Raw genomic sequence first — 24,244 nt, 5'->3', positions numbered from 1 at the left:
CGGCCTCGGCAGTTTATAGCTTTATGCCCAATAGTTGCTGTAAGTAAGAAGCTAGGCGGTTTCAGAGCGGTAGTGCTTGCTGTTAACAATATCGTGAAGCTCTGCCAGTGCCTGGTCAACCTTGTCATAAGCCTGGCGCAAGCTCGGCTCTTGTTTTAGCAGCAGGTGATTGCCGAGAATCTGGTTGATATAGCCTGAGGCGCGGGAGGTTTTGCTGACATAGTCTGCCTGTAAATCCCTGCCGGGTTCACTTAACCTTTCAGCCACTAGCTTGGCTTTGCCATTGATATAGCACTCTTCCAGTACCGGCTGCCTGAAAGCACCCAGAAACGATTGAATATCATTGCGCAGGCTGGGTTCGCTAACGCCTAGTGGCTCAACCGGTGTGTGATTCCAGCAGTCGATGCTGCCGTCTGCCAGATAGTAGACTTCGTGGATTTGGTATGTGACTTCTCGGGTGTTCGCGCAGTTTTTCCTTATCACGCGGTAGTTCCAAGTGGTCATCGCAATGTCCGTTAATTAGCGGCAGATGAAAAACATAGATCGATTTAAAAAATGACTATGACTTGGAAGGCAATAATAAGAGCGATTCGCGGTATAAGGCAAGTATTTTTTCAATTGATTCATTGGCTTGAGGCTGTTAGTTGAAGTGTTGTGTTGGTTTTACAAAGCAACGTCATTCCCGCGCAGGCGGGAATCCAGTGCTGTAGATTTCCGCTTTGGCGGAAATGACAGCATAAGCATGCAGGCTGGATTCCCGCCTTCGCGGGAATGACCGGCGCCGGGGAAACTTAGGTCGGAAAATAAAGCCGCTTGAGTGCACAGACTCATAGTGGATTTAACTCCGTTTAATTAGCCCCCCGTCATATTCATAAAGCGAACAATTTGCGGCTCTTCTTCGAGATTAAAATGATGTTTTTCAGGCTTAAGGTCCATGGCGGCAATAATCGCATCCTTCAAGGGATCAATCTCCCCGGGGTTGGCCCTTAATACGGTTTTTAAATCTGCTGAGTGTTCATTGCCAAGGCAGAGCAGTAAGCGACCTTCAACCGTAACGCGAACCCGATTACAGAGATGACAAAAATTATGACTGTGGGGTGAAATAAAACCGATGCGAGACTCGCTGTCATTCATGGAATAATAATGGGAAGGGCCGCTGGTTGTTTCATCTGTGGATGTGAGCGGGTACTGCGCCGAAACGATATCGCGTATTTCATCACTGGAGCAAAAACTCAATGCGCGGTTATGTTCATCAATTAAGCCCAGCGGCATTTCTTCGATAAATGAAATATCGACTTTTTTATCGCGGGCGAAATTAACCAAATCAATAATTTCATCCTCGTTGCGACCTTTTAAAATCACCGTATTTAATTTAATGCGTTTAAAGCCCGTTGCAATGGCAGCATCAATACCATTGAGTACTTTTTGCAAATCACCGGTACGGGTGATTTTTTTAAACCGCGCCGGCTTTAAACTGTCGATACTAATATTGATGCGTTTGATACCAGCCTGATGCAAAGCTGAAGCTTGTTTGGTCAGTTGCGAACCATTGGTAGTCAGTGTTAATTCATGGAGGCCATCAAGCTGGCCGATATTTTCTACCAGTGCCATGATATTCTGCCGAACTAAAGGCTCGCCACCGGTTAGGCGAATTTTTTTTGCCCCCAATTCAACAAACGCGCGAGCGATAAGCTCCAGTTCTTCCAGCGTTAAAATATCTGCCCTTGGGGCAAAGGTCATTTCCTCCGCCATGCAGTACACGCAGCGGAAGTCACAGCGGTCTGTCACCGACAGTCTGACGTATTCAACTTGACGGTTAAATCGATCAATAAGTAGGGGAGATGCAGCTTCGTTCATGGAGATGATATTACACCGGTGGAGGGGTAAAAGCTTTATTTTCTATTCGTTTGCTGGCATGGCAAAATACCGGGCAATAATAATTTTGGAGAAATTTCTTTGGCAACCTTTAGAAATGGACTGCTGATAGCTGGCCCGCTATTGGCATTGTTAGTGACTTTTTTGCTAAGCCAGCAGGGCTTATCACGGGATGCCTCTATTACGGCGGGGGTTACTTTGTTGTGTATTCTTTGGTGGGTATTTGAACCTATCCCCATTCCCGTGACATCGATGATTCCTTTTGCCCTGCTGCAGCTGACCGGTGTGTTGGATAAAAACCAGATTGCCCAGGCCTATGGCAGCCCTTTGATTTTACTGTTACTGGGTGGGTTTATTTTGTCAAAAGCGATGGAGCGCAGTGGGGCGCACCGTCGTATTGCGCTGGGTATGATTAATGTATTTGGCGGTAGTAGTAGCCGGCAGTTGGTGTTTGGCTTTATGGCTACCGCCGCTGTACTCAGTATGTGGATGTCCAATGCAGCCACAACCCTGATGCTTTTACCAGTGGCCATGGCCGTTCTGGAAAAAGCTGAAGATAAAGCTCTTGCTGCACCTTTAATGTTGGGGGTTGCCTACGCTGCCAGTATTGGCGGTATGGGCACGCCCATCGGCACACCGCCCAACCTGGTCTTTATGCAAGTGTATGAAGAGCAAGTGGGTAAAACCGTTGGTTTTACCGAGTGGATGTCCTGGGCTGTGCCGGTGGTGGCGATTATGGTGCCTGTAGCAGGTTTATGGCTAACACGTTCTCTGAGTTATCGCGGCGGTTTTCATTTACCGGTAGTGGGCAATTGGCGGGTTGAAGAGCGGCGGGTATTGATTGTATTTGCTTTAACAGCTTTGGCCTGGATTACCCGTCGTGAGCCTTTTGGTGGCTGGTCTGAGTTATTGGGTATTAACGCTAACGATGCTTCTGTGGCGCTAACGGCTGTGGTTATTATGTTTATGCTGCCCAATGGTCGCGGGGGTAAGTTAATGGATTGGGAGGCGGCGTCTACTATTCCCTGGGGGGTGTTGCTGTTATTTAGCGGCGGTATTTGTTTGGCTAAAGGTTTTGTCGTTTCGGGGTTAAGCGATGTCATTGGCGAAACATTAACGGTGCTATCTTATTGGCCGGTGCTATTGATGATGTTGGTGCTTTGTTTGTGTGTGACTTTTTTGACTGAAACGACAAGCAATACAGCCAGTACGGTGTTATTAATGCCGGTATTGGCGGCCGCGGCATTGGCAGCTGATATTGATCCGCGATTACTAATGGTGCCCGCCGCAATCAGTGCCAGTTGTGCCTTTATGTTGCCGGTGGCAACGGCGCCTAACAGTATTGTTTATGGGAGTGGTTTTGTCAGCACCCAAAGAATGGCGCGGGAGGGGTTTGCGCTTAACTTGATGGGGGCTGCGGTTGTTGGGTCAGCTTGTTACTTACTATTATTGTAGTGTGGATTGCAATTGATCCTGCAGTACTGGAGTAGGGGTGGTTTTGCAGTGTAAACTATCGCCATTTAAGGCTCACAACCAGAAATAAGGAACAGCTATGAACGGTTCATCTACCGGGTTACCGGATAATATTGCCAAGTGTCTTGCCTATGTCTTTGGCTGGATCTCGGGTTTGGCGATTTTCTTTATTGAAAAGCAGGATGTCGACGTCCGTTTCCATGGCGCCCAGTCGATAGTGCTATTTGGCTCATTGACGGTGCTTAATATCTTTTTACCGATTATTCCCGCCCTTGGTCCACTGATTATGGTGGTGCTGGCGCCGGTATCGCTGATTTTATGGTTGGTGATGATGGCGATGTCGCTGGCGGGCAATGCGCCACGGTTACCGGTGGTTGCTAACTTTGCTGACCAGTTATTGGCTAAAGGTAATGACGATGGCGATTCTGATCCGTCCCATAAGATTGATAAGCAGTAGGCTGGTAATCAGTAAATTAGAAATGGCGTGTCGCAGCCCGGCACGCTAAAGAGGCTCTGGAGGCTAGCGGGTACCGAAAACCACCATGGTTTTACCTTTGGCTTCCACCAAACCTTGTTCTTCCAGGGTTTTTAATACACGACCTACCATTTCACGAGAACAGCCCACAATTCGGCCAATCTCCTGGCGGGTAATTTTAATCTGCATACCATCGGGATGGGTCATGGCGTCCGGCTGCTTGCACAGGTCCAGCAGAGTGCGGGCTACACGGCCGGTTACATCCAAAAAGGCCAGGTCACCCACTTTGCGGGTAGTGTCCCGTAGGCTTTTCGCCATTTGGGTACCTACAGCAAAGAGGAATTCAGGATTAGTCTTGCTAACCTCAAGGAATTTGGCGTAGCTGATTTCAGCCACTTCACAGGCGGTTTTGGCTTTGACCCAGGCACTGCGTTCCTGTTGGTCATCAAACAGGCCCATCTCACCGAAGAAATCCCCTTTGTTTAAATAAGCAACAATGATTTCTTTGCCGTCATCGTCTTCGATCATAACGGTGACAGAACCTTCGATAATGTAATATAGGGAGTCACTGGTATCACCGGCATAAATAAGGGTGCTTTTAGCCGGAAAGCGGCGGCGGTGACAATGATTTAAAAATTCGTCTACATTCTCGATGTGCGGGCTTAAAGCTAGGCTAACCAACGGTCTTTCCTCATATTGATCTGTTATTTTTAATGCCAGTTTACGAACAGTGGTCTACTGACTAGTTAGTATGGCTTAAATGTGCAGTTTCGCTAGGCCCCAGGCGTTTTTGTGTGCCTGTTTTCATATTTGGCAGTCACAATGGATGTGCTAAGCTTGCTGCCCTGAGAGTTACCGAGAGAACTGTCGTGAGAGTGCCGCTCAGCTAGCACGGGTATTAGCCATTAATAGAAGAAGTGAACAAGTCAATGAAAGCAACAGTTGAATGGATGGATGGCGTGAGTTTTGCCGCTGAATCTGAGACCGGTCACCGCGTAGTGATGGATGGCCCGCCGGATTTGGGTGGCCGTGATTTGGGCCCTCGGCCAATGGAAATGTTATTGATGGGTATGGGCGGCTGTGCTTCTTTTGATGTGCTTGGCATGCTGGAAAAATCCCGCCAGGATGTCGAAAGCTGTGTGGCAGAGTTGGATGCAGAGCGCGCTGATGCGGTGCCTGCGGTATTTACTAAAATCCACCTGAAATTTATCGTTAGTGGCCGAGGTTTGAAAGAAGCTCATGTAAAACGGGCGGTCAGCTTGTCTGCTGAGAAGTACTGCTCGGCTTCTATTATGATGGAAGCGGCTGGAGTGGAAGTCACTCATAGCTATGAATTAGTCGAATTATCCAGTTAAGTTTTTTTAATATTAGGACATTGTCATGACAGTTGATGAAAGTAATCGCCCAGCGCCTACGGCGGGTATGCGCCATATTGCGCTGTTTGTAGAAAGCTTTGAAGAAACGGTGATGTTTTATACCAAGTTGTTGGGTATGAGTATTGAGTGGGAGCCCGACACCGACAATGTTTACCTGACCTCTGGTAATGATAATTTAGCCCTGCATCGTTTTACTGGTGCCGAGCGTCCCCCCGCCGTACAGCGCCTCGATCATATTGGTTTTATTATCGATGATATCGACCAGGTGGATGTCTGGTATGAGTTCTTGAAGTCCCATGGTGTGCGAATTAAAAATGAACCTCGCACACACCGGGATGGCGCTCGCAGTTTTTATTGCCTGGACCCCGATGGCAATGTCGTGCAGATAATCTTCCATCCGCCGATTAGTGCAGGTTGCCCCGATAGCGTTGCATGAATCAACCCGCCTTGTATCTGTAAAGCTTGCTACAGTGCTGCAATAACTGCGTCAGCTGCACTGGCTTCAATGCCTTTGGCATCAACACCCAGGTAGGTGATCTCGCCATTGTCTACGATCATGGCATAACGCTTGCTGCGCTCACCCATACCAAAGGCGCTGGCGTCTAATACCAGGCCCAATGCTTTGGTGTAATCGCCGCTGCCATCTGCAGCCATAATCAGTTCTTCAGCATTTTGGGCTTTGCCCCAGGCATCCATAACGAAGGCATCATTAACTGATAAGCAGATAATGCTATCAACGCCATTGGCCTTGATTTTGTCGGCATTAACCACAAAGCCGGGCAGGTGTGTCATTGAGCAGCCGGGGGTGAACGCGCCGGGTACGGCAAACATAATGACTTTTTTACCGTCGAATAATTCACTGATGGATACTTCTTGCGGGCCTTCGGCGCCCATAATGTTTAAATTACCTGCGGGAAGTTTGTCACCAACTTGTACGGTCATTGTTGTTCTCCTAAGGGGTAGGGATGGAGGTAAAATTAAGAGGGCTGATCTTAACAGAATCATGGTTAGAGACACAGTGGTGTGGTTTTTATTGTTTCCTTAGGCTATGCAAGGGTATTATCTACTGCAGCACGTCATTTGAAAAATTCCCCGTCATTCCCGCGAAGGCGGGAATCCAGCGCTGTAGATTTCCGCCTCGGCGGAAATAACAGCATAAGCATGCAGTCTGGATTCCCGCCTTCGCGGGAATGACGGGGAATTTTGCAGGAATCACTGGAAGGTAAAAAAAGAGATAAGTATTGAATTTAGTATGCCCGCTTTGTGCTGGGGTTAATTGCCAGCATTTCTACCAGCAACTATCAAAGAAAAAACCTGCGCGTGATTTTTATCAGTGCGGGGAGTGCCGGTTGGTGTTTGTTGATCCTGTTCAGCGACTCAATGCCGAGCAAGAAAAAGCGGTGTACGAGTTACATGAAAATTCTGTTGAGGACTTAGGCTATCGGGAATTTTTATCTCGGATGCAGTTACCGCTACAAGAGCGCATTAAGCCTTGCGCCCATGGTTTGGATTTTGGTTGTGGCCCTGGCCCGGCTCTATCTGTGATGTTGGCTGAGCAGGGTTATAACATGTCGGTTTACGATATTTTTTACCATAATGATAAAGCAGTCTTTAATCATCATTATGATTTTGTAACCGCCACCGAAGTGGCTGAGCATTTGTTCGAGCCGGGCAAGGTGTTACCACAACTATGGGCGCTGTTAGAAAGTGGTGGTGTTTTAGCTTTAATGACTAAGTTGGTGATTGATCAGCAGGCGTTTTCCAACTGGTATTATAAAAATGATCCCACCCATGTGTGCTTCTTTTCCCAGCCAACCTTTCAGTGGCTGGCCGGGAAATGGAATGCTCAACTGGAGTTTATTGGGCAGGATGTGATTATCTTGACTAAACCTTAGCCTTTGGTTTTTATTTTACCTGCATCGGCAAATAGTTGTGCAAATGTGCCTTGTTGTTTGCCACCATTGCTCTTGTCGTTTCTCTGGTTATTTTTATGGGCTTTGTTGCCATTGCCTCTGGGCTTTCTGTCTCGGTCTGTTTTTTGTTGTGGCTCGGCTTTATCACTTAAGCGTCTTGTTAGTGCTATGCGTTTACGATTGACATCCACTTCCAATACTTTAACTTTAACAATATCACCTGCCTTGACGACAGTTCTTGGGTCTTTAACAAAGGTATCGGAAAGCGCCGAGATATGAACCAGGCCATCCTGGTGCACGCCAATATCTACAAAGGCACCAAAGTTAGTTACATTAGTCACCGTGCCTTCTAGAATCATCTCTGGAATCAGGTCAGAGATTTTTTCTACGCCCTCTTTAAATACGGCGGTTTTAAACTCGGGGCGAGGATCTCGTCCTGGCTTATCTAATTCGCCTAAAATATCGGTAACGGTGGGCAGGCCGAATTTTTCATCGGTAAAGTCAGCGGGGTTTAATGATTTTAAAAATCGGCTATCACCGATGGTGCTGGCAATACTGCGGTCATTAATGTTAACAACTTTTTCTACGACGGAATAACTTTCGGGGTGAACGGCGGAAGCATCCAGGGGGTTGTCGCCATCCATAATCCGTAAAAAGCCCGCGGCCTGTTCAAAGGTTTTATCGCCGAAGCGTTTTACGGCTTTCAGGGCTTCACGGTTTTTAAAAGAACCTTGCTGGTCCCTTAGCTCCACAATATTGTGGGCAATCGTTTGGTTAAGGCCAGACACTCTGCTGAGTAAGGCGCTTGAGGCGGTGTTTACATCAACGCCAACACTGTTAACACAATCCTCCACGACGGCATCCAGCGAGCGTGCCAGTTGGGTTTGGCCTACATCGTGCTGGTATTGGCCAACACCAATGGATTTGGGTTCAATTTTTACCAGCTCGGCTAGTGGGTCCTGTAAACGGTGGGCAATAGAAATGGCGCCGCGAATGGTAACGTCCAAATCAGGGTACTCTTTAGACGCATATTCTGAGGCGGAATAAATAGAAGCCCCCGCTTCGTTAACCATAACCTTGTTAAGTTTTAATTCAGGATGCGCGGAAATAATATCCCCTACAAAGCGATCAGTCTCGCGACTGGCGGTGCCGTTACCTATCGCTATAAGTTCTACGTTATGCTCTTTGGCCAGTTTAATGATTATGGCGGCCGCTTCGGCAATTTTATTTTGCGGTGGTGTAGGGTAAATAGCGCAGTGGTCCAGCACTTTACCATTGCCATCGACTACCGCGACTTTACAGCCGGTACGCAGGCCGGGATCAAGACCGATGGTGGCCTTGGGGCCCGCCGGGGCAGCCAGTAATAAATCTTTAAGGTTGCCCGCAAACACGCTAATCGCTTCTTCTTCTGCGGCTTCCCTTAGTTTGCCCATCAGGTCAGTTTCAAGGTGGGTGTAGAGTTTAATCCGCCAGGTCCAGCGTATGACTTCTTTTAACCATCGGTCGGCTGGGCGTTGTTGATCTTTGATGCCCCAGTGTTCGGCTACCATGATTTCACAGGGGTGGGTGGCTGTTTTATCTTCCGGGTCACCCACTACAATTGACAGGTTTAAAATACTTTCATTGCGGCCGCGGAACATGGCGAGCGCGCGGTGGGAAGGGGTTTTATTGATCGCTTCATCGTGTTCAAAGTAATCGCTAAACTTGGCGCCTTCCTGTTCTTTGCCTTCAACCAACCGCGCGGATAGTAAGCCTTCCTGCCAGAGAAAATTTCGCAGCTTGGCTAGCAGGTCGGCATTTTCACTAAAGCGTTCCATTAAAATATATTTGGCGCCATCTAAAGCGGCTTTAGTATCCGCAATACCTTTCTCGGTGTCGATATAAGCTTTTGCCTGCTCTTCGGGTTCAAGGCCAGGATCTTCAAATAATGCATTAGCCAGTGGTTCCAGCCCCGCTTCAATGGCGATTTGACCTTTGGTTCTGCGCTTTTGCTTGTAGGGCAGGTATAAATCTTCCAGCCGGTTTTTAGTGTCGGCGTTAATAATGTCGCGCTCAAGCTCAGGTGTTAACTTCTCTTGTTCGGCAATACTTTTTAAGATGGCGCTACGACGATCTTCCAGTTCACGCAGGTAGTGCAGGCGGTTTTCCAGTTGCCGCATTTCAGCATCGTCCAGGCCGCCGGTAACTTCTTTTCGGTAGCGGGAGATAAAGGGAACAGTGGCGCCCTCATCTAATAGTTCAACCGCTGCTTCAACTTGCTTGGCATTGACGTTGAGTTCTTCGGCAATTCGTTGGGTGATTTTTCCAAAGGTATTTTGGGAGGCTTGCTGGTTTGTACTGCTCATAATGGAAGATATTGATACCGCTTATTTTTCGGACCGCTATTATGCAAAAAGCTATCGCAGGTTGGCAGCTTGTGGTGTAATTTTTTTTTTGCTAGGGAGTTATTATTAATTGTGCGATTAGCCATCAACCGCCGAGTATTGAGCCTTGTTCATGGTACTTGGCCAGGTCAATACCAAAGGCATCATCAGACAATAAATGTTTGATTTTTAGACGTTGGCCTTTGTTATCTTCATGGTGCTCATTCAGGTTGATTCGCCTTTCTTCGCAGGGGTTTTTGTCTTTATCCCTTATCACTAACACATTGGGAGAGTTGCGTTGCTCGAGTGGGGAGGGCAAGACTAAAGCAATTTCACCGGTGCTAAGTTCAGCAACACTACCAGCAGGGTATATACCAATGCACTCGACAAAACGGTCCACCAGTGCGGGGTCAAAATGGCTGCCCTTGGCGCCGATAAGAATACGCAAGCCTTCAAGAGAGGTTATGGCCGAGCTATAGATCCGTTTGCTGGTCATAGCATCGTAGGCGTCAGCAATGGCGACAATACGACTAAAGTAGGTGATTTCTTCCGGTGGTAGTGCGCGGGGGTAGCCCCTGCCATTCAGGCGCTCGTGATGACTGTGCGCAACATTGGCTACCTCATCCGTGATATCTGATTTTTCACGTAAGATGTCGTAACCCAGAGTGGTATGGGTTTTCATAATCTCGAATTCTTCGTCGGTAAATGCCCCCTCCTTGTTAAGTATCTCCAAAGGGATTTTTGACTTGCCCATATCATGCATCATGCCGCAAAGTCCCACGGTTTCCAGTTCGGCTGGCGAAAGGCCTTCGGCACGGCCCAGAATGATGGATAGCAGGCCAACATTTAAGCTGTGTCTGGCGGTATATTCATCGACATCCTTCAATAGGCCTAGCCACAGCATAGCCTCCTGGTTGGCGATAACACTGTCTACACATTGCTTGACGGCTTTTTTAGCGACGGAGGTTTCAAAGTCTTGCCCCAGGCTGAGGTTTTTAAAAAAGCCTTTAACGACGCTTTTAGCCTGGCGATGAGCGCTTTTGGCCCGCGGCAATGCCTGTTGAAAAGATTGTGTATTGGTATAGTTTTGACGCTTTAGGTGTTGGCCGCTGGCTTCGTCTTCAGGCTTTGCCTTGGGCGCTGAGATATAAACATATTCGCAGCTTGCCTGTAGTTTTTGGATTTCACTGTGGGAGCTAATACGAAACCCATGAACGGTAAAGGGAGAGTTGACCCACGGGCGGTCCAGCTCGACAACCTTCATGCCAATATTGAGGTGTTCACAATTAATGCGTATTGCTGTGCTGTCACTTGCCAAAGAAATAATACTCTTCAATGAATGCGGAAGCTGCTTACGATATGCTTCAGTCCTTTGTTCTCGATATTGATATCGTATTTTATTATAGACTTTAATAAAGCTTTTTAAATATGGTTTTATATGTTTTTACAAGGCCGGTACCGAAGTTATGATATTCGGTTTAACACTTTTGACACTATTTTATAGACATAAAAAAGGGACGGCTTTGGCAAGCCGTCCCTTTTCACTTTCTGTGTATAGTTTAGGGGGTATAACTTAGAAGGTACAGCTTAGGAGGCTTTGGGGCCCGCCTTAACAATATCATCAGAAACATCAAACTTTTTGATATTATCCTGGAACAGGTTGGCTAATTTTCCAGCTTGCTCATCGTAACCGGCTTCGTTGCCCCATGCTTTACGTGGGTTGATATATTTTTCATCAACACCGGGGATTGAAACAGGAATATCCAGGTTAAGTGCATCCAGATGCTCTGTTTCAGCGTTGAGTAAAGAACCGTTTTGCGCAGCTGATACAACGGCACGGGTTACAGGGATTGGGAAGCGTGAACCGTTGCCACCTTCGCCGCCTGAGCCACCAGTCCAGCCTGTGTTGATCAGGTAAACCTGTGAATCAAAATCTTCAATACGCTTCATTAATAGTTCTGCGTAGTCACCGGCAGGGCGAGGCATAAAGGGCGCACCAAAACAAGTTGAGAAGGTTGGGTGGATACCCGCTTCTGCGCCAATTTCTGTTGAACCAACACGAGCGGTATAACCTGACAGGAAGTGGAATGCCGCTGCTTCTTTAGACAGGATAGAAACAGGAGGCAATACACCGGATACATCACAGGTAAGGAAGATAACGGTTTTTGGCTCGCCGGCAGCATTTTCAATAACGCGTTTTTCAACGTGCTCTAAAGGATAAGAACAGCGACCGTTTTCACTCAGGCTTACGTCGTCGTAATCAGCGGTGCGCTTTTCATCCAGCACAACATTTTCAACAATGGCGCCAAAGCGAATCGCGTCCCAAATAATAGGTTCGTTTTTCTGGCTAAGGTTAATGGTTTTAGCATAGCAACCGCCTTCGATATTAAAGACCGCGCCTTTGGACCAACCGTGCTCGTCATCACCAATCAGGTGGCAGGCAGGGTCTGCGGATAAAGTGGTTTTACCGGTGCCGGATAAACCGAAGAACAATGTGGTGTTACCTTCTTCATCAACGTTGGCCGAACAGTGCATTGGCATTACGTCTTTTTCTGGCAACAGGAAGTTTTGTACCGAGAACATAGCTTTTTTCATTTCGCCGGCATAACGCATGCCCGCCAATAATACTTTGCGCTGGGCAAAGTTAACCAGCACAACGCCGTCTGAATTGGTGCCGTCACGCTCGGGGTCACATTCAAAGCTGGCTACATTGAGGATGGTCCATTCCTCTTTGGACTTGGGGTTGTATTTGCCGCCTTCCGGGCGAACAAACATGTTGTAACCAAACAGGCCTTGCCAGGCCGTTTCTGTATTAACCTGTACAGGAATGTAGTGCTCGTCGTGGGCGCCTACATGCAATGTAGAAACAAAGCGATCTTTCTGCGCCAGGTAGTCTTCAACACGGTTCCATAGCGCATCAAACTTGTCGGCATCAAAGGGACGGTTGACTGAACCCCAATCGATAGCATCTGCAGTTGATGGTTCCTGCACTACGAAGCGGTCAGCGGGAGAGCGACCGGTGCGTTTGCCGGTAGTGATATAAAGTGCGCCGGTATCGGTCAGTTGACCTTCGCCGCGCAGTAGTGCCTGTTCGATTAATTCGGAGGCAGATAAATTGGTGTGTGTGGTCATGCTAGTTCTCTTTTCCTGTCTAGTGGCCTTGTGCCCGAGCTGGCTTAAGTATTTTGTTATCTCGGTAGCCTGCCTAAAGACTTATTATTGACTAAGATAGGCGTCTACCGGTACCCGCTCTTTTGGGGGGCGCCATTATGGCAAAAAATATAGGGTGACGCTAACCCTTGAGGGGGGTTTTTACGGCTCTTTTGAGTAATAAAACTACAGGTATGGCAGAGGCCCAGGCCAGATAAAGCCGGGGTTTATCCTGGCTGGCGGTTGGCGCAGGCCCTTGAGTGTTAAAACCCGATGATTTTGCTCTGTGGCTTCCCGTAGTAAAACTACAAAAATGCAGGGGGTACTGTTGTAAATATTACTGCAATAGTGGCCTAGTGCAGAGTCTGCTCAAATAAGCTGGCAACGGCGGCGCTATCAAAGCGGTAATGCTGGTGGCAAAACTCGCAATTGATATCAATGGCACCGGTTTCTTCAATAATACTGTCCAGCTCTTCTCTTCCTAAGGTGCGCAGTGCATTCAGGGTTCGGGTTTCTGAGCAGCTGCATTGGAAGGCGAGGGTATCGGCTTCGAACAGGCGGACTTGTTCCTGGTGGTAAAGACGGTAGAGCAGTTCATCAAAGGGCAGGGAGAGTAATTCTTCAGCGGTCAGGGTTTCAGCCAGTTTGGTGACATGTTGCCACTGCTGCTGTCGCTGTGCAGGTTCTATAGCATCACTGGGGGGGAGTTCCTGTAGCATCATGCCGACGGCCTGTTGATTGTTGCTGGCTAGCCATACCCGGGTAGAGAGTTGCTCGCTTTGCAGGAAGTAGGCTTCGAGGCACTCTGATAAATTGTTGCCTTCAAGGACAACGATACCCTGATAGCGCTGGCCTTTTTTAGGGTCGACGGTAATGATGAGTTGGCCGTTGGCCAGTAGTTGGGTGAATTCCTTGCTGCTGGCGGCATCGGCTTCACGGGCAATGGCTCGTAGTTTGTGGTCAGAGCTTGCCTCCGCCATTATCAGTGGTATCTCGCCTTCACTGCGGACCTGTAGTGTTAATGTGCCTTCAAATTTCAGTGTGGCGCTTAGCAAGGTGGCTGCAGCCATGAACTCTCCAAGTAAGTGAGCGACCACTTCGGGGTAGTTGTGGTTGGCCAGCGTATCCTGGTAGCTTTTATCCAGACGGGTGATTTCGCCACGAATATCGGTATTGTCGAAGATAAAACGTTGTAGTTGATCAGTCATGGGCGGGGATTATAGAGGTAGGGTGGATTACAATCCACCAGCCTGCTGCCATTCCCCCAACCACCGTCATTCCCGCGGGCGTACGTCATTCCCGCGAAGGCGGGAATCTAGCCTGCATGCTTATGCTGTTATTTCCGCTAAAGCGGAAATCTACAGCACTGGATTCCCGCCTTCGCGGGAATGACGTACGTTTGTGGGACGTACGTTTGTGGGGTGTACGTTTGCGGGAGTGGCGGTGGGTTAGTGTTAGTCGTGCTGGATTTGTTTAAAGCGGTGGATCTGGCGGCGCTGTTTTTTATTGGGGCGCTCTTTTTGGGTTAGGCCCAGGCCTTTAAAGGCTTTGCGCTGGTCCGCTTCGGCGGCTCTGCGAGCTATGCTGGCTTCAGTTTCTGTATAGAGCAGCTGGGCTTCGGTGGCTCCGCGGCGTTGTTCGGAGAGGGCAATGACTTCAACTTCCTTTTCATCCCAGCCGGCACGGATCGTCAGTTTGGCACCGATATCAACCTCTTTAGAAACTTTGCTGCGGGCGCCATTGTAGTGAACCTTGCCCCCTTCTATCGCCTGTTTTGCCAGGCTGCGAGTTTTAAAAAAGCGGGCGGCCCATAGCCATTTATCCAGCCTGACTTTGCTGGCAGGGAAGGGGTGCTCTGTTTTTGTATCGTCGCTCATAGCTTGATATCAGTAATAGGCATAATTTCATCAAAATGTAAGATGCCTGGAAATTCGGTGTGTTCACGTTTACTCAGTTTACTGTCTGGCTGTAGCAGAGTTAAGAGATGTTTGATGCCATAGTTTTGGGCTGATTGCAGTACGCTGAAGGTATCATCAATCAATAGGGTTGTGGCCGGATTGAAGGGGTGGCTGATTTTCAGTTGGTGCCAAAACTCTCTTTGTTCTTTGGGGTGCCTGAAGTCATGGGAGACCACCAGTTCATCAAACAAATCGCCCAGGCCGGTATTGTCCATCTTGATGTTCAGGCTGTTTCGGTGGGCATTGGTGACCAGCATAACGTGCTTTGAGCTTTGCTGCAGTTGTTGCAAAAAGGTCATTACATGGGGGCGGATGGCGATCATATGCTGGATTTCACGCTTTAATGCCGGGATGTCTACCTGTAATTGCTCTGTCCAATAATCCAGGCAGTACCAGTTTAAGGTACCGCGCTCCTGTTCAAAGCGGGCGACTAAATGTTGCCGGGTTTGCTCTTCATCTTGTTGGTGAATATCTGCGACCCGTTTAGGCAGGTAATGCAGCCAGAAGTAATTGTCGAAATGCAGGTCCAGCAGAGTGCCGTCCATATCGAGCATAACTGTTTCTATTTGCTGCCAGTTGATCATTGCTGTTCCTTTTTCGGGGAAGCGATTATGAAGGGCCGGCTGGTCTTTGTTAAGTGTAATATGGGTATGTATGTGGTTATAGTGGGTAAATCGCAATGCAGGGGTTGATTGATTGAGTATAGGGCAGCAAGAAACAGAGCGGATAGCGGAGCAGTTGTTATTACTCTGCCGGCAGGCGGGACGCGCCATCGTGGAGGTCTATAGTGCTGATAAGCCAGTTGCTGTTGAGCTGAAGTTGGATGATTCACCCGTGACAGAGGCTGATACGCGGTCCCATGACATTTTTTTAAAAGGTCTGGCGGAGCTTACACCACAATGGCCGGTGTTATCTGAAGAGCAGGCCTTACCGGATTTTACCGAGCGCAGCCAATGGCCTTGCTACTGGTTAGTCGACCCTCTGGATGGTACCCGTGAATTTATCGATCGCACTGGCGAGTTCACCATTAATATTGCCCTGATTGAAAATCATCGGCCGGTGTTGGGGGTGGTTTATATCCCTTTGGAGCAGGCCGCTTATCTGGGTTTTGTAGAGCAAGGGCGAGCCTTGCGTATTGATAGTGGTGGGCGCAGGGAGATTGCGGTGAGTGCAGCAACACCTGCCTTGAATGATTCGGTTCGTGTGATCAGCAGCAGTCGCTATGGCGGTGCTGAGTTTGAATCCTGCATCACTAAACTGGCAGGGCACTTTCAACAGGTTGAAAGAGTGACCGCAGGCAGCGCGCTTAAATTCTGTCGTCTGGCCGAAGGAGCTGCTGATATTTATCCCCGTTTTTCTCCTTGCTGTGAGTGGGATACTGCAGCGGGGCAGGCAGTGCTTGAGGCGGCTGGCGGGAGTCTGGTCGATATTGAATTCAACCCTCTGGTGTACAACCGCCAGTCTTCGGTGATGAGTCCCAATTTTTATGCCCTTGGCGGTACTGCGGAGGAATGGGCGGGCCTGTTTCAAGCAGGAGCTGGCTCTTAGGGTCTATTCGTAATAAAGCAATTTTTCTTATTCTCTGACGTTTTAAAAAGTTCATGCCAGGCTATTATTGACTGTTTCATCGCTGTTTTTGCTTGTTTTTTCTGGGCATAAAGAGGATCTTAACCAGTCCAGACAGATAAATGTGAATGACAGGACGCAAGCGTAGAGGCAATGATAATGAAAAAGGCGATTGGATATTTGGATCTGAATCGACCCGAATTACGGCATGAAACCGCCGGTGGTGTTGCTCTTCAAAATACAGATTCCGTGAAAGAAAAGTTACTGCAAGAATTAGTTGAGCTGGAAAAACAGATGGAGGCACTGGAAGCCCGGGCAGCCACTGTTGATTTTTCCATGCTGCAAACCTATAAAGAAATGATTCACAGCCGACGAGTGTTTTTTAACGAGCTTAATCACTAGTGGTAATGGTGAAAGACCATCAGCTTGGTAGGTTTAAGAATAAGTAAAAATTTTTATTGTAAGACGTAGCTAACGATTACGCTTAGCTTCAAGTATTGGGAAAGCCTTCGCCCGGTAACTTTACTGTTGGAAGTTCGGTCTCGAGATTTTTTTCTTTGCTAATCAACTCAACCGCATAATCAATTCTCAGCCACCAGGGTTGGGCTTGAAAGTGACGGTTTCTTCGGCATCTGCCTCTGCGGTCAAGGTCTGCAGGCATGGGCAGCTTTTGGCCCCGCCTGTCGGCGCCAAGACGCCGGTCACTAAAAATCGAGCGGTTTTTGTTGCTCACCCTGTTACCTCAAAAAATAAAAAGCTTTGAAACACTGGTCGAGATCATACCAGATATGGCAGTACATGGTTGCGAAGAAGCCATTAAATTTTTGTGCCTGATAGAAAAAGGTAGAGCTGAATGCTCGATTTTTATTTTTTCAGCTTTTTCGTTTCGCTCCAACAAGTCCGATTATAGATGAGATAAAAAGCCAGGCCGAAGCCGGAATGGGAACTTCTGATATCTCACTCAAGCTTGCAAAAGCGACAATATCACCTTTCAGTTTTATCTCATCGCCGCTAGATTTAAATTTTATCTCAAACTCATGTTTTTTATTGAAGTTTGAAATACCCAGACTGCCATCTACAGTTGGAATGGTACTGCTAAATGCATCAGCATTTTGATCATCTTCAAGTTTTAATTTTAATTCATAGAAGTCAACAGGCGCATTACCATTGATCGTTGAGATCGCTGCCCTGGTGCTTTTGTCTTTGATTTCAAATTTATCGTGAGGGTTTGATGAGCTGCCATGATTGTCTTCAATCTTCAATTCAAAATCATCAGCTAGGGTATTATCTGAATACAGCAAGACACCTGATGATGAGCTGATAGTGAACGAAAATACTATATTTGTTCCTTCATAGAGGGCGATGTCGGTGTCGTTATCCAGGTCGGGTTGTGCATCGTCAATAGTTACAGTGCCGCTAAAAACATCTCCCTCGCTAAATCCATAATCAGCCGCGTCGACTTTTTTATCACTTAAATCATCAACCAACCCGGAGAAGCTATAAACCACTATGGCTGCTTCGGCTTTATTGAATATTAATGCGTTGGTGAGTAAGGCTAGAGATAAGAAGGCTAAAAATAGGCTCTTTAAGCCAGATTGTTTTAATGTTTTCATGATTGCTATCCTTGTAGCTTTTGCAGCTTTTGTAGTTTTTGTGTTAATTCAGGGAGCAATAAACCTGCCAAAAATAAAGGCGTTATAAAACAAAGTCTTATAAATTAAACGGCTAAGCTATTTGGTGTTGTTACAGGTTTTGCTACAGGCTTTGTTGCGGTTGTTGTTACAGGTGTTGTTACAGGTGTTGTTGCAGGTGTTGTTGCAGGTTTTGTTATAAGATTTGTTACATATAAAAGGAATCAAAGTGGTTGAAAATATTGCAACGGGTTAAGCCAGCTCATCCCTCACTGTTTTCACAGTGTATCTAACTCAAGATTCAAGCAGCTTCACTAAATCTTTGTTCCAAATAACCGATAATGTCTTTGGATTCATACATCCACTTTTCACTGCCCGTATCATTGACAACTTTTAAGCAAGGCACTTTGAGTTTTCCTCCGCCCTTCAGCAATTCAATCTTTGCCATTTCACAGCGTTTGGCATCACGGGTTTCAATAGACAGCGACTGGCGCTTCATTGATCGCCTGACCTTCACGCAAAACGGACAGGCTTTGTATTGGTACAGTGTGATGGCCTTGGTTTGTTCATTGATGACTGCCTGCACTTCCTCAGGGCGTTTAATACCTTTCGGTGCTGTTAACCAATCAATCAATAAAATCAAAGTACCTAATAACTTATGGATGATGCGCATGGTGAAACCTGAATCTATAAACTAATAAATCAATAAGAAAATGGTGGGCCCTCCGTGACTTGAACACGGGACCTGCCGATTATGAGTCGGATGCTCTAACCAACTGAGCTAAGGGCCCAAATTTGAAAATTTGGCTCTGCATGGGTTTCACAGAAGTCGCGCATTATACGGTTCTGGAGTAGATAGTTCCAGCACTGGGGCAGGCTTTATTGAACCGTTTCATTGTCGGTAAAAGTGTCTTCAAATAACGGGGTGGATAAATAGCGTTCAGCGGAGTCCGGAAGTATTACGACAATGGTTTTATTTTCATTGCCGGCTTGTTTGGAGACTCTATCGGCAACCGCCATGGCTGCACCACTGGAGATACCCGCCAGGATGCCTTCCTGTTGCATTAGCTTGTGCGCCCACTCCATCGCTTCCTCGTTGGAGACTTGCTCGACCTGGTCAACCATATCAAGGTCGAGGTTGTCAGGTACAAAGCCTGCGCCTATGCCCTGGATTTTATGAGGAGCATGGACTGGCTCTTCACCGGCCTTGGCGGCGGTAATCATGGTGGTGCTGGTTGGCTCCACCGCCACAGAGGTGATGGCCTTACCTTTGGTGTTTTTGATAAACCGGGAGATACCGCTAATAGTACCGCCGGTGCCTACACCGCTGATCAGGATATCGATTTCACCATTGCTGTCTTCCCAGATTTCAGGGCCGGTGGTCTCCTCATGTACGGCGGGATTGGCGGGGTTATCAAATTGACTTGGCATCCAGCGCTTTTCCGGCGCTTCGGCAACGCGGGCGCGGGCAGTTTCAATGCATAGCTTTATGCCTTTTGCTGCGTCGGTAATAATAATATTGGCGCCCAGTGCCTTCATAATCTGCCGGCGTTCAAGGCTCATAGTATGGGGCATCACTAAAGTCATGGAATAGCCTTTGGCGGCGGCGACAAAGCACAGGGCAATACCGGTATTGCCGCTAGTCGGTTCAACAATTTCCATGCCGGGCTTCAGGATGCCATCTTTTTCTGCCTGCCAGATCATATTGGCACCGATACGGCATTTAACCGAGTTGGCCGGGTTACGGTTTTCGATTTTGGCGAAGATGCTGCCTTCACTGATGCGGTTGATTTTGACCAGTGGGGTTTGGCCGATGGTTTGGCTGATATCTTTGTAGACTGTCATGGCAGGTCTCCGTCCTGATGGGGGCATTGGTGGATTGTAATCCACCCTACGGGTTTGTGATAGAGGCCATATCGTCATTCCCGCTCCCGATAAATGCACTCGAGGGCAGGCTGCGGCGGGAATGACGGGGTAAAAAAAAGCCGGCGCTTGGGCCGGCTTTTGGTGTTGTTGCTTTGATTATTCGTCGAGGAAGCTGCGCAGGTGATCGGAGCGTGAAGGGTGGCGTAATTTACGCAGTGCCTTGGCTTCAATCTGGCGGATACGTTCACGGGTTACATCGAACTGTTTGCCCACTTCTTCCAATGTGTGATCGGTATTCATATCGATGCCGAAGCGCATACGTAATACTTTTGCTTCTCTGGCAGTTAGGCCGCCTAACACATCTTTAGTGGCTTCCTGCAGGCCTTGGCCCGTGGCAGAGTCCACTGGCTGGGCAATCGTGTTATCTTCGATAAAGTCACCCAGGTGTGAATCTTCATCATCGCCAATAGGGGTTTCCATAGAGATGGGTTCTTTGGCAATTTTAAGTACCTTGCGAACTTTATCTTCTGGCATATCCATGCGTTCGCCCAATTCTTCCGGAGTAGGCTCACGACCCATTTCCTGAAGCATTTGACGGGAGATACGATTGAGTTTGTTGATGGTCTCAATCATATGCACTGGAATACGAATAGTGCGGGCCTGGTCGGCAATCGAGCGAGTAATCGCCTGACGAATCCACCATGTGGCGTAGGTTGAAAACTTATAGCCGCGACGGTATTCAAATTTATCAACCGCTTTCATTAAGCCGATATTGCCTTCCTGGATTAAGTCGAGGAATTGCAAACCGCGATTGGTGTATTTTTTGGCGATAGAGATAACCAGGCGAAGGTTGGCTTCGACCATTTCTTTTTTCGCGCGGCGGGCGCGGGCTTCACCAATCGACATGCGACGGTTGATTTCTTTAATGTCGATAATGGTTAAGTCAGTTTGCTCTTCAATAAAGGCAATCTTGCGCTGGGCGCGAAGAATATCTTCGCGGTTAGCTTCCAGTGCAGGGGCTGCATCTTTATGAGCCTTGATTTGTGTGTCCAGCCAATCAAGGTTGGTTTCAGAACCCTGGAAGGCTTTAACAAAATCTTTGCGGGACATTTTTGCCTGCTTAATGCAGATGCCCATAATCAAGCGCTCATTTTCACGGATAACGTTAAGTTTTGAGCGAACGCGGATCGATAGCGGCTCAAAAATACGTGGCGTTAGTTTTAAGAACTTAAATAGTTCGCCCAGTTTTTGTAACTCTTTGGCGGCTTCTTTGCTATAGCGGCCATGCTTGTCGATCGCTTTGTCGAGTTTATTTTGCTGCTTGCGAATGGCGGTGAAGCGTTTTTTTGCTTCTTCTGGATCTGGGCCGGAAGGGGTGTCGTCATCGTCATCAGCGGCGGCGGCTTGCTGTTGCTGGGCTGCTGGTGGCACTACGTCGGTAGGGTCAAGATAGCCAACCAGGATATCGGCAAGACGGCGTTCTTCAGTGGCTACTTTGTCATAGTCGTCGATAACATCTTGTACTGTGCTGGGGTAGTAGGCAACGGCGGCCATTACATCGCGGATGCCTTCTTCGATGCGTTTGGCAATCGCGATTTCGCCTTCGCGGGTCAGCAGTTCAACCGTTCCCATTTCACGCATATACATACGTACCGGGTCAGTGGTACGACCGGCTTCTGTTTCAACGGCAGCCAGGGCGGCGGCGGCTTCGGCGGCGGCGATATCATCGGTGGAATCTTCTTCTGACAGTAGGATCTCATCGGCGTCAGGGGCGTTTTCAAACACCTGAATACCCAAATCGTTGATCATTTGGATGATGTCTTCAACCTGGTCCGGGTCGGAAATATCCTGAGGCAGGTGGTCATTAACCTCGGCATAGGTCAGGTAGCCTTGTTCTTTACCCTTGGCAATCAGGGTCTTTAAACGAGACTGCTTTTGTTCGGTATCGCTCATAGTCAATCTTTCACTGGGACGTTTGCTGAAGTTAGCCCGACATTATAACGGTATATGCTGAACAAATACTAGCCTCATAACCGGTTGGTTGTTGAAAAATGGGGGCTGTAGCGGTATCGGGCGCAGCTATACGAGTGCTTAATGGTGATGAATAAGGGGCTATAAGTCGTGCTTTTGACTGAGTAATCGCTTGAGCTCCTGCTTTTCATCATCGTTTAGCTGGGCGTAGTCTTTGGCCAGTAGTTTGTCGACCTGATGGTCAAGTTGTTGTTGCTGATGTTTACGCTCGAGATGTTGGAGCGTTTCTTTGAGTTCAAGTTCAATATCTGAGCCAGGAATAAATTGCTCCAGTTGCAGTAGTTGCTGCAAGGTTTCCCCCCAGGCTTCGCCGTACCAGTGGCCAACCAGCATGGCGGAGGTGGAATCGGGGCGTTTATGGAGTAATTCCAGCATGGCAGCTAGCAGGGGAGCCTTATTGTCTTCGCTGCGGCTTAGGGCGCTGGGGATGGCGACATGACTGGCGGCTTTAGGTTCGTGCAGCAGCAGGGCAATCGCATAGAGAATCGGGTCCCGGGTGGAGTCTTGTTGCTTGGCAAATTGGGGCGGGCGCTGCCTGGGTTCGGGGCTAATCTCCCGGTTGGCAGCTGCAGCGGGCTTGTCAGGTGCAGGCTCCGGCTGCTTATTGACTTGGTGTCGCTGCAGGATTTCGGTCAGCTTGTCCTGTGAAAGCCCCGTGCGTTCGGCCAGTGAGGACATCATCAGCTCTTTAAAGACGCCATCCGGTAATTGATCGATCAGTGGTGCCGCCAGAGTGCTAAGGCGGGCCCTACCATCCAGTGAGCCGAGCTCCAGTCCTTCAGCCTGTGAGTTAAACAGATAGTCTTCTAATGGTTCGGCCTTGTCGATCAGGCGGACAAAGTCACTGGCACCAATGTTGCGCACCATGCTGTCAGGGTCTTCGCCCTGTGGTAGAAACAGGAACCTGGCTTGCCGACCGTCTTCCATGGCGGGCAGGGCGGATTCCAGTGCACGTTTTGCGGCTTTGCGGCCCGCTTCATCGCCATCAAAGCAAAACACGACTTCAGGGCATTGGCGGAACACGCGTTTTAAGTGCTCGGTACTGGTCGCTGTACCCAGTGTGGCTGCAGCCCAGGTCACACCATGCTGTGCCAAAGCGACAACATCCATATAGCCTTCAACAATTAGCAGTCGCTCCAGTTTGCGGTTGGCTTTGCGGGACTGATAGAGCCCATAGAGCTCTTTGCTTTTGTGGAATACAGGAGTTTCAGGGGAGTTCAGGTATTTGGGTTTGTCGTCTCCCAGTACCCGCCCGCCAAAGGCGATAATTCGCCCGCGGTTATCGCGAATTGGGAAGATAATGCGGTCGCGGAAGCGGTCGTAGAGCTTGTTGTTTTCTTCCTTCTCTATCAGCATGCCGCCATCAATCAGTAATTGTTTGTCTTCCTGGGTGGCGCCAAGATGCTTAAGCAGGTTGTCCCAGCCGGGAGGAGCGTAACCAATATCAAAATCCCGGGCGATTTCGCCGCTTAGGCCGCGGTTTCTCAGGTAGTCCACAGCCCTTTGCTTTTGTGGGTTGCGCTTAAGTTGTTCGCGGTAAAAATCGGCGCATTTTTCTAAAATGGTATAGATGTTTTTCTTTTGTTGGGGCTCTTCCTGAAAGGCTGCGGCTTCGCGGGGGACTTCCAACCCTGCGGTATCCGCCAGCACTTCAACGGCATGGGGAAAGTCCATGCGTTCGTAATCCATAATAAAGCCGATGGCATTACCCCCGGCGCCGCAGCCAAAGCAGTAATAGAATTGCTTTTCCTGGTTAACGCTAAAGGAGGGGGTCTTTTCTTCGTGAAAAGGGCAGCAGGCGGTAAAGTTGCGGCCATTTTTTTTCAGGCTGACACGACGGTCTATCACCTCGACAATGTCGAGGCGATCCAGCAGGTCATCGATAAAACTTTGGGGTATAAGGCCGGCCATGAAAAAGGTGCTTGGTTTTAAATGATTAAGGGAGCGAAGTTTAGGGGGTTTGCCGGCAATAAGCGAGAGCGATGTCGTCCCCGCAAGGGCGGGGACCCAGACTGCATGATGCTGTTATTTCCGCTAAAGCGGAAATTGACAGCACTGGATTCCCGCCTTCGCGGGAATGACGAGAGTCATTTTCGCCGAAGCCTGCCCTCGAGTGCTTTAGTTGAGGGCGGGAATGACGAGGTAATGGTGGTTATGCGGTCTCGGGTGCGAAGGCTGCCTGTTCTTCGGGTAGGTTGCAGACAAAGCGATTGTTCTTATCCACCAGGATAGCTTTGGGTTCAACCGGCTCAGTGGCTAAAGTAAAAGCGATGATAATAATTTCTTCACCGGCCTCAATCAGATGAGATGCAGCACCGTTAATACCGATATAGCCGGTGCCTCGCTTGCCTTCGATAATATAAGTTTCCAGTCTGGCACCGCTGGTATTGCTGACCACCAGGACTTTTTCATTGGGTAAAAGCCCCGCCAAATCTAATAAGTCGGCATCAATCGTAATGCTACCGACATAGTCCAAATTGGCTTCGGTAACAGTGGCTTTGTGAATTTTGGATGACATAAAACTGCGTAGTTGCATCACTTGGTCCTTTTACATAAGGGGTGCTCAG

At 48.4% G+C, this 24,244-nt stretch carries 24 protein-coding genes and 1 tRNA gene; 7 read left to right on the top strand and 18 right to left on the bottom strand.

Going from position 1 to position 24,244, the window contains the following annotated elements; all coding sequences use genetic code 11:
* Positions 1 to 51 precede the first annotated feature (51 nt).
* Together P8H32_RS03070 and moaA are read right to left on the bottom strand one after the other, a co-directional pair.
* A complete protein-coding gene (locus tag P8H32_RS03070) occupies positions 52 to 504 on the bottom strand; it encodes a hypothetical protein (RefSeq protein WP_297292934.1) in 453 nt (150 codons plus the stop codon).
* Positions 505 to 852: 348 nt separating this feature from the next.
* On the bottom strand, positions 853 to 1,857 hold the full coding sequence (gene moaA, locus P8H32_RS03065) for a GTP 3',8-cyclase MoaA (protein ID WP_297292936.1): 1,005 nt from the start codon (positions 1,855 to 1,857) through the stop codon (positions 853 to 855).
* A 99-nt stretch (positions 1,858 to 1,956) separates the two neighbouring features.
* On the opposite strand from moaA, the gene P8H32_RS03060 reads away from it, so the two are divergent.
* Together P8H32_RS03060 and P8H32_RS03055 are read left to right on the top strand one after the other, a co-directional pair.
* Positions 1,957 to 3,330: an SLC13 family permease gene (locus P8H32_RS03060; RefSeq protein ID WP_301088433.1), complete on the top strand. Its 1,374-nt coding sequence runs from the start codon at positions 1,957 to 1,959 to the stop codon at positions 3,328 to 3,330.
* Positions 3,331 to 3,427: 97 nt separating this feature from the next.
* Entirely contained in the window at positions 3,428 to 3,805 is a 378-nt protein-coding gene (locus P8H32_RS03055; RefSeq protein WP_297292938.1) for a DUF4870 domain-containing protein, read from the top strand.
* A gap of 63 nt (positions 3,806 to 3,868) precedes the next feature.
* On the opposite strand, the gene crp is transcribed toward P8H32_RS03055, so the two are convergent.
* The gene (gene crp / locus P8H32_RS03050; RefSeq protein WP_297292939.1) at positions 3,869 to 4,504 is read right to left on the bottom strand and encodes a cAMP-activated global transcriptional regulator CRP; all 636 of its coding nucleotides are present in this window, start codon (positions 4,502 to 4,504) and stop codon (positions 3,869 to 3,871) included.
* A gap of 248 nt (positions 4,505 to 4,752) precedes the next feature.
* On the opposite strand from crp, the gene P8H32_RS03045 reads away from it, so the two are divergent.
* Together P8H32_RS03045 and P8H32_RS03040 are read left to right on the top strand one after the other, a co-directional pair.
* Positions 4,753 to 5,178 carry an OsmC family protein gene (locus P8H32_RS03045; protein WP_297292940.1) on the top strand — a complete coding sequence of 142 codons (426 nt, stop codon included), beginning with the start codon at positions 4,753 to 4,755 and terminating at the stop codon, positions 5,176 to 5,178.
* Positions 5,179 to 5,203: 25 nt separating this feature from the next.
* A complete protein-coding gene (locus P8H32_RS03040; RefSeq protein WP_297292941.1) occupies positions 5,204 to 5,635 on the top strand; it encodes a VOC family protein in 432 nt (143 codons plus the stop codon).
* Positions 5,636 to 5,664: 29 nt separating this feature from the next.
* On the opposite strand, the gene P8H32_RS03035 is transcribed toward P8H32_RS03040, so the two are convergent.
* A complete protein-coding gene (locus tag P8H32_RS03035; protein WP_297292942.1) occupies positions 5,665 to 6,141 on the bottom strand; it encodes a peroxiredoxin in 477 nt (158 codons plus the stop codon).
* Positions 6,142 to 6,440: 299 nt separating this feature from the next.
* Between P8H32_RS03035 and P8H32_RS03030 the strand changes: the two genes are divergently transcribed.
* Positions 6,441 to 7,094 carry a class I SAM-dependent methyltransferase gene (locus P8H32_RS03030; protein ID WP_297291852.1) on the top strand — a complete coding sequence of 218 codons (654 nt, stop codon included), beginning with the start codon at positions 6,441 to 6,443 and terminating at the stop codon, positions 7,092 to 7,094.
* On the opposite strand, the gene P8H32_RS03025 is transcribed toward P8H32_RS03030, so the two are convergent.
* The 6 genes from P8H32_RS03025 to yrfG all read right to left on the bottom strand — a co-directional run bounded on the left by P8H32_RS03025 (position 7,091) and on the right by yrfG (position 15,167).
* The gene (locus P8H32_RS03025; RefSeq protein ID WP_301088432.1) at positions 7,091 to 9,457 is read right to left on the bottom strand and encodes a Tex family protein; all 2,367 of its coding nucleotides are present in this window, start codon (positions 9,455 to 9,457) and stop codon (positions 7,091 to 7,093) included. The genes P8H32_RS03030 and P8H32_RS03025 overlap by 4 nt on opposite strands.
* A gap of 124 nt (positions 9,458 to 9,581) precedes the next feature.
* Positions 9,582 to 10,793: an HD-GYP domain-containing protein gene (locus P8H32_RS03020; protein ID WP_301088431.1), complete on the bottom strand. Its 1,212-nt coding sequence runs from the start codon at positions 10,791 to 10,793 to the stop codon at positions 9,582 to 9,584.
* A 269-nt stretch (positions 10,794 to 11,062) separates the two neighbouring features.
* Complete coding sequence (locus tag P8H32_RS03015) at positions 11,063 to 12,667, bottom strand: phosphoenolpyruvate carboxykinase (protein WP_297291853.1); 1,605 nt, start codon at positions 12,665 to 12,667, stop codon at positions 11,063 to 11,065.
* Positions 12,668 to 12,978: 311 nt separating this feature from the next.
* A complete protein-coding gene (gene hslO, locus P8H32_RS03010; protein ID WP_297291849.1) occupies positions 12,979 to 13,833 on the bottom strand; it encodes an Hsp33 family molecular chaperone HslO in 855 nt (284 codons plus the stop codon).
* Between the two features lie 246 nt (positions 13,834 to 14,079).
* Positions 14,080 to 14,502 carry a S4 domain-containing protein gene (locus P8H32_RS03005; protein WP_301088430.1) on the bottom strand — a complete coding sequence of 141 codons (423 nt, stop codon included), beginning with the start codon at positions 14,500 to 14,502 and terminating at the stop codon, positions 14,080 to 14,082.
* On the bottom strand, positions 14,499 to 15,167 hold the full coding sequence (yrfG, locus tag P8H32_RS03000) for a GMP/IMP nucleotidase (RefSeq protein ID WP_301088429.1): 669 nt from the start codon (positions 15,165 to 15,167) through the stop codon (positions 14,499 to 14,501). Before yrfG ends, P8H32_RS03005 begins: the two co-directional genes overlap by 4 nt.
* A 112-nt stretch (positions 15,168 to 15,279) precedes the next feature.
* Here yrfG and cysQ point away from each other — a divergent pair, with 112 nt between their 5' ends.
* Positions 15,280 to 16,131 carry a 3'(2'),5'-bisphosphate nucleotidase CysQ gene (cysQ, locus tag P8H32_RS02995; protein ID WP_297291846.1) on the top strand — a complete coding sequence of 284 codons (852 nt, stop codon included), beginning with the start codon at positions 15,280 to 15,282 and terminating at the stop codon, positions 16,129 to 16,131.
* A gap of 177 nt (positions 16,132 to 16,308) precedes the next feature.
* The gene (locus P8H32_RS02990; RefSeq protein WP_297291845.1) at positions 16,309 to 16,551 is read left to right on the top strand and encodes a hypothetical protein; all 243 of its coding nucleotides are present in this window, start codon (positions 16,309 to 16,311) and stop codon (positions 16,549 to 16,551) included.
* 88 nt (positions 16,552 to 16,639) lie between these two features.
* Here the strand turns inward: P8H32_RS02990 and P8H32_RS02985 are convergent, their stop codons facing one another.
* The 8 genes from P8H32_RS02985 to panD form a co-directional block, all read right to left on the bottom strand.
* The gene (locus P8H32_RS02985; RefSeq protein ID WP_301088428.1) at positions 16,640 to 16,882 is read right to left on the bottom strand and encodes a hypothetical protein; all 243 of its coding nucleotides are present in this window, start codon (positions 16,880 to 16,882) and stop codon (positions 16,640 to 16,642) included.
* 139 nt (positions 16,883 to 17,021) lie between these two features.
* Entirely contained in the window at positions 17,022 to 17,762 is a 741-nt protein-coding gene (locus P8H32_RS02980; protein WP_297291844.1) for a VPLPA-CTERM sorting domain-containing protein, read from the bottom strand.
* Between the two features lie 319 nt (positions 17,763 to 18,081).
* Positions 18,082 to 18,453, bottom strand: coding sequence for a glutathione S-transferase N-terminal domain-containing protein (locus P8H32_RS02975; RefSeq protein WP_301088427.1), 372 nt, complete (start codon positions 18,451 to 18,453; stop codon positions 18,082 to 18,084).
* Between the two features lie 41 nt (positions 18,454 to 18,494).
* Positions 18,495 to 18,571, bottom strand: a tRNA-Ile gene (locus tag P8H32_RS02970).
* A gap of 88 nt (positions 18,572 to 18,659) precedes the next feature.
* Positions 18,660 to 19,625, bottom strand: coding sequence for a cysteine synthase A (gene cysK / locus P8H32_RS02965; RefSeq protein WP_297291842.1), 966 nt, complete (start codon positions 19,623 to 19,625; stop codon positions 18,660 to 18,662).
* A gap of 177 nt (positions 19,626 to 19,802) precedes the next feature.
* Positions 19,803 to 21,599, bottom strand: coding sequence for an RNA polymerase sigma factor RpoD (gene rpoD / locus P8H32_RS02960; protein WP_297291841.1), 1,797 nt, complete (start codon positions 21,597 to 21,599; stop codon positions 19,803 to 19,805).
* Positions 21,600 to 21,758: 159 nt separating this feature from the next.
* A complete protein-coding gene (gene dnaG, locus P8H32_RS02955) occupies positions 21,759 to 23,588 on the bottom strand; it encodes a DNA primase (protein ID WP_301088426.1) in 1,830 nt (609 codons plus the stop codon).
* A gap of 241 nt (positions 23,589 to 23,829) precedes the next feature.
* Positions 23,830 to 24,213, bottom strand: a complete 384-nt coding sequence (panD, locus tag P8H32_RS02950) for an aspartate 1-decarboxylase (RefSeq protein WP_297291839.1) — start codon at positions 24,211 to 24,213, stop codon at positions 23,830 to 23,832.
* Positions 24,214 to 24,244: the final 31 nt, after the last annotated feature.

The organism is Oceanicoccus sp., from assembly GCF_029238675.1.
In the GTDB taxonomy this organism is placed as follows: domain Bacteria; phylum Pseudomonadota; class Gammaproteobacteria; order Pseudomonadales; family Dasaniaceae; genus Oceanicoccus.
Note: the sequence above shows the minus strand (reverse complement) of the source record. Positions and strands in the feature narration are given on the sequence as shown.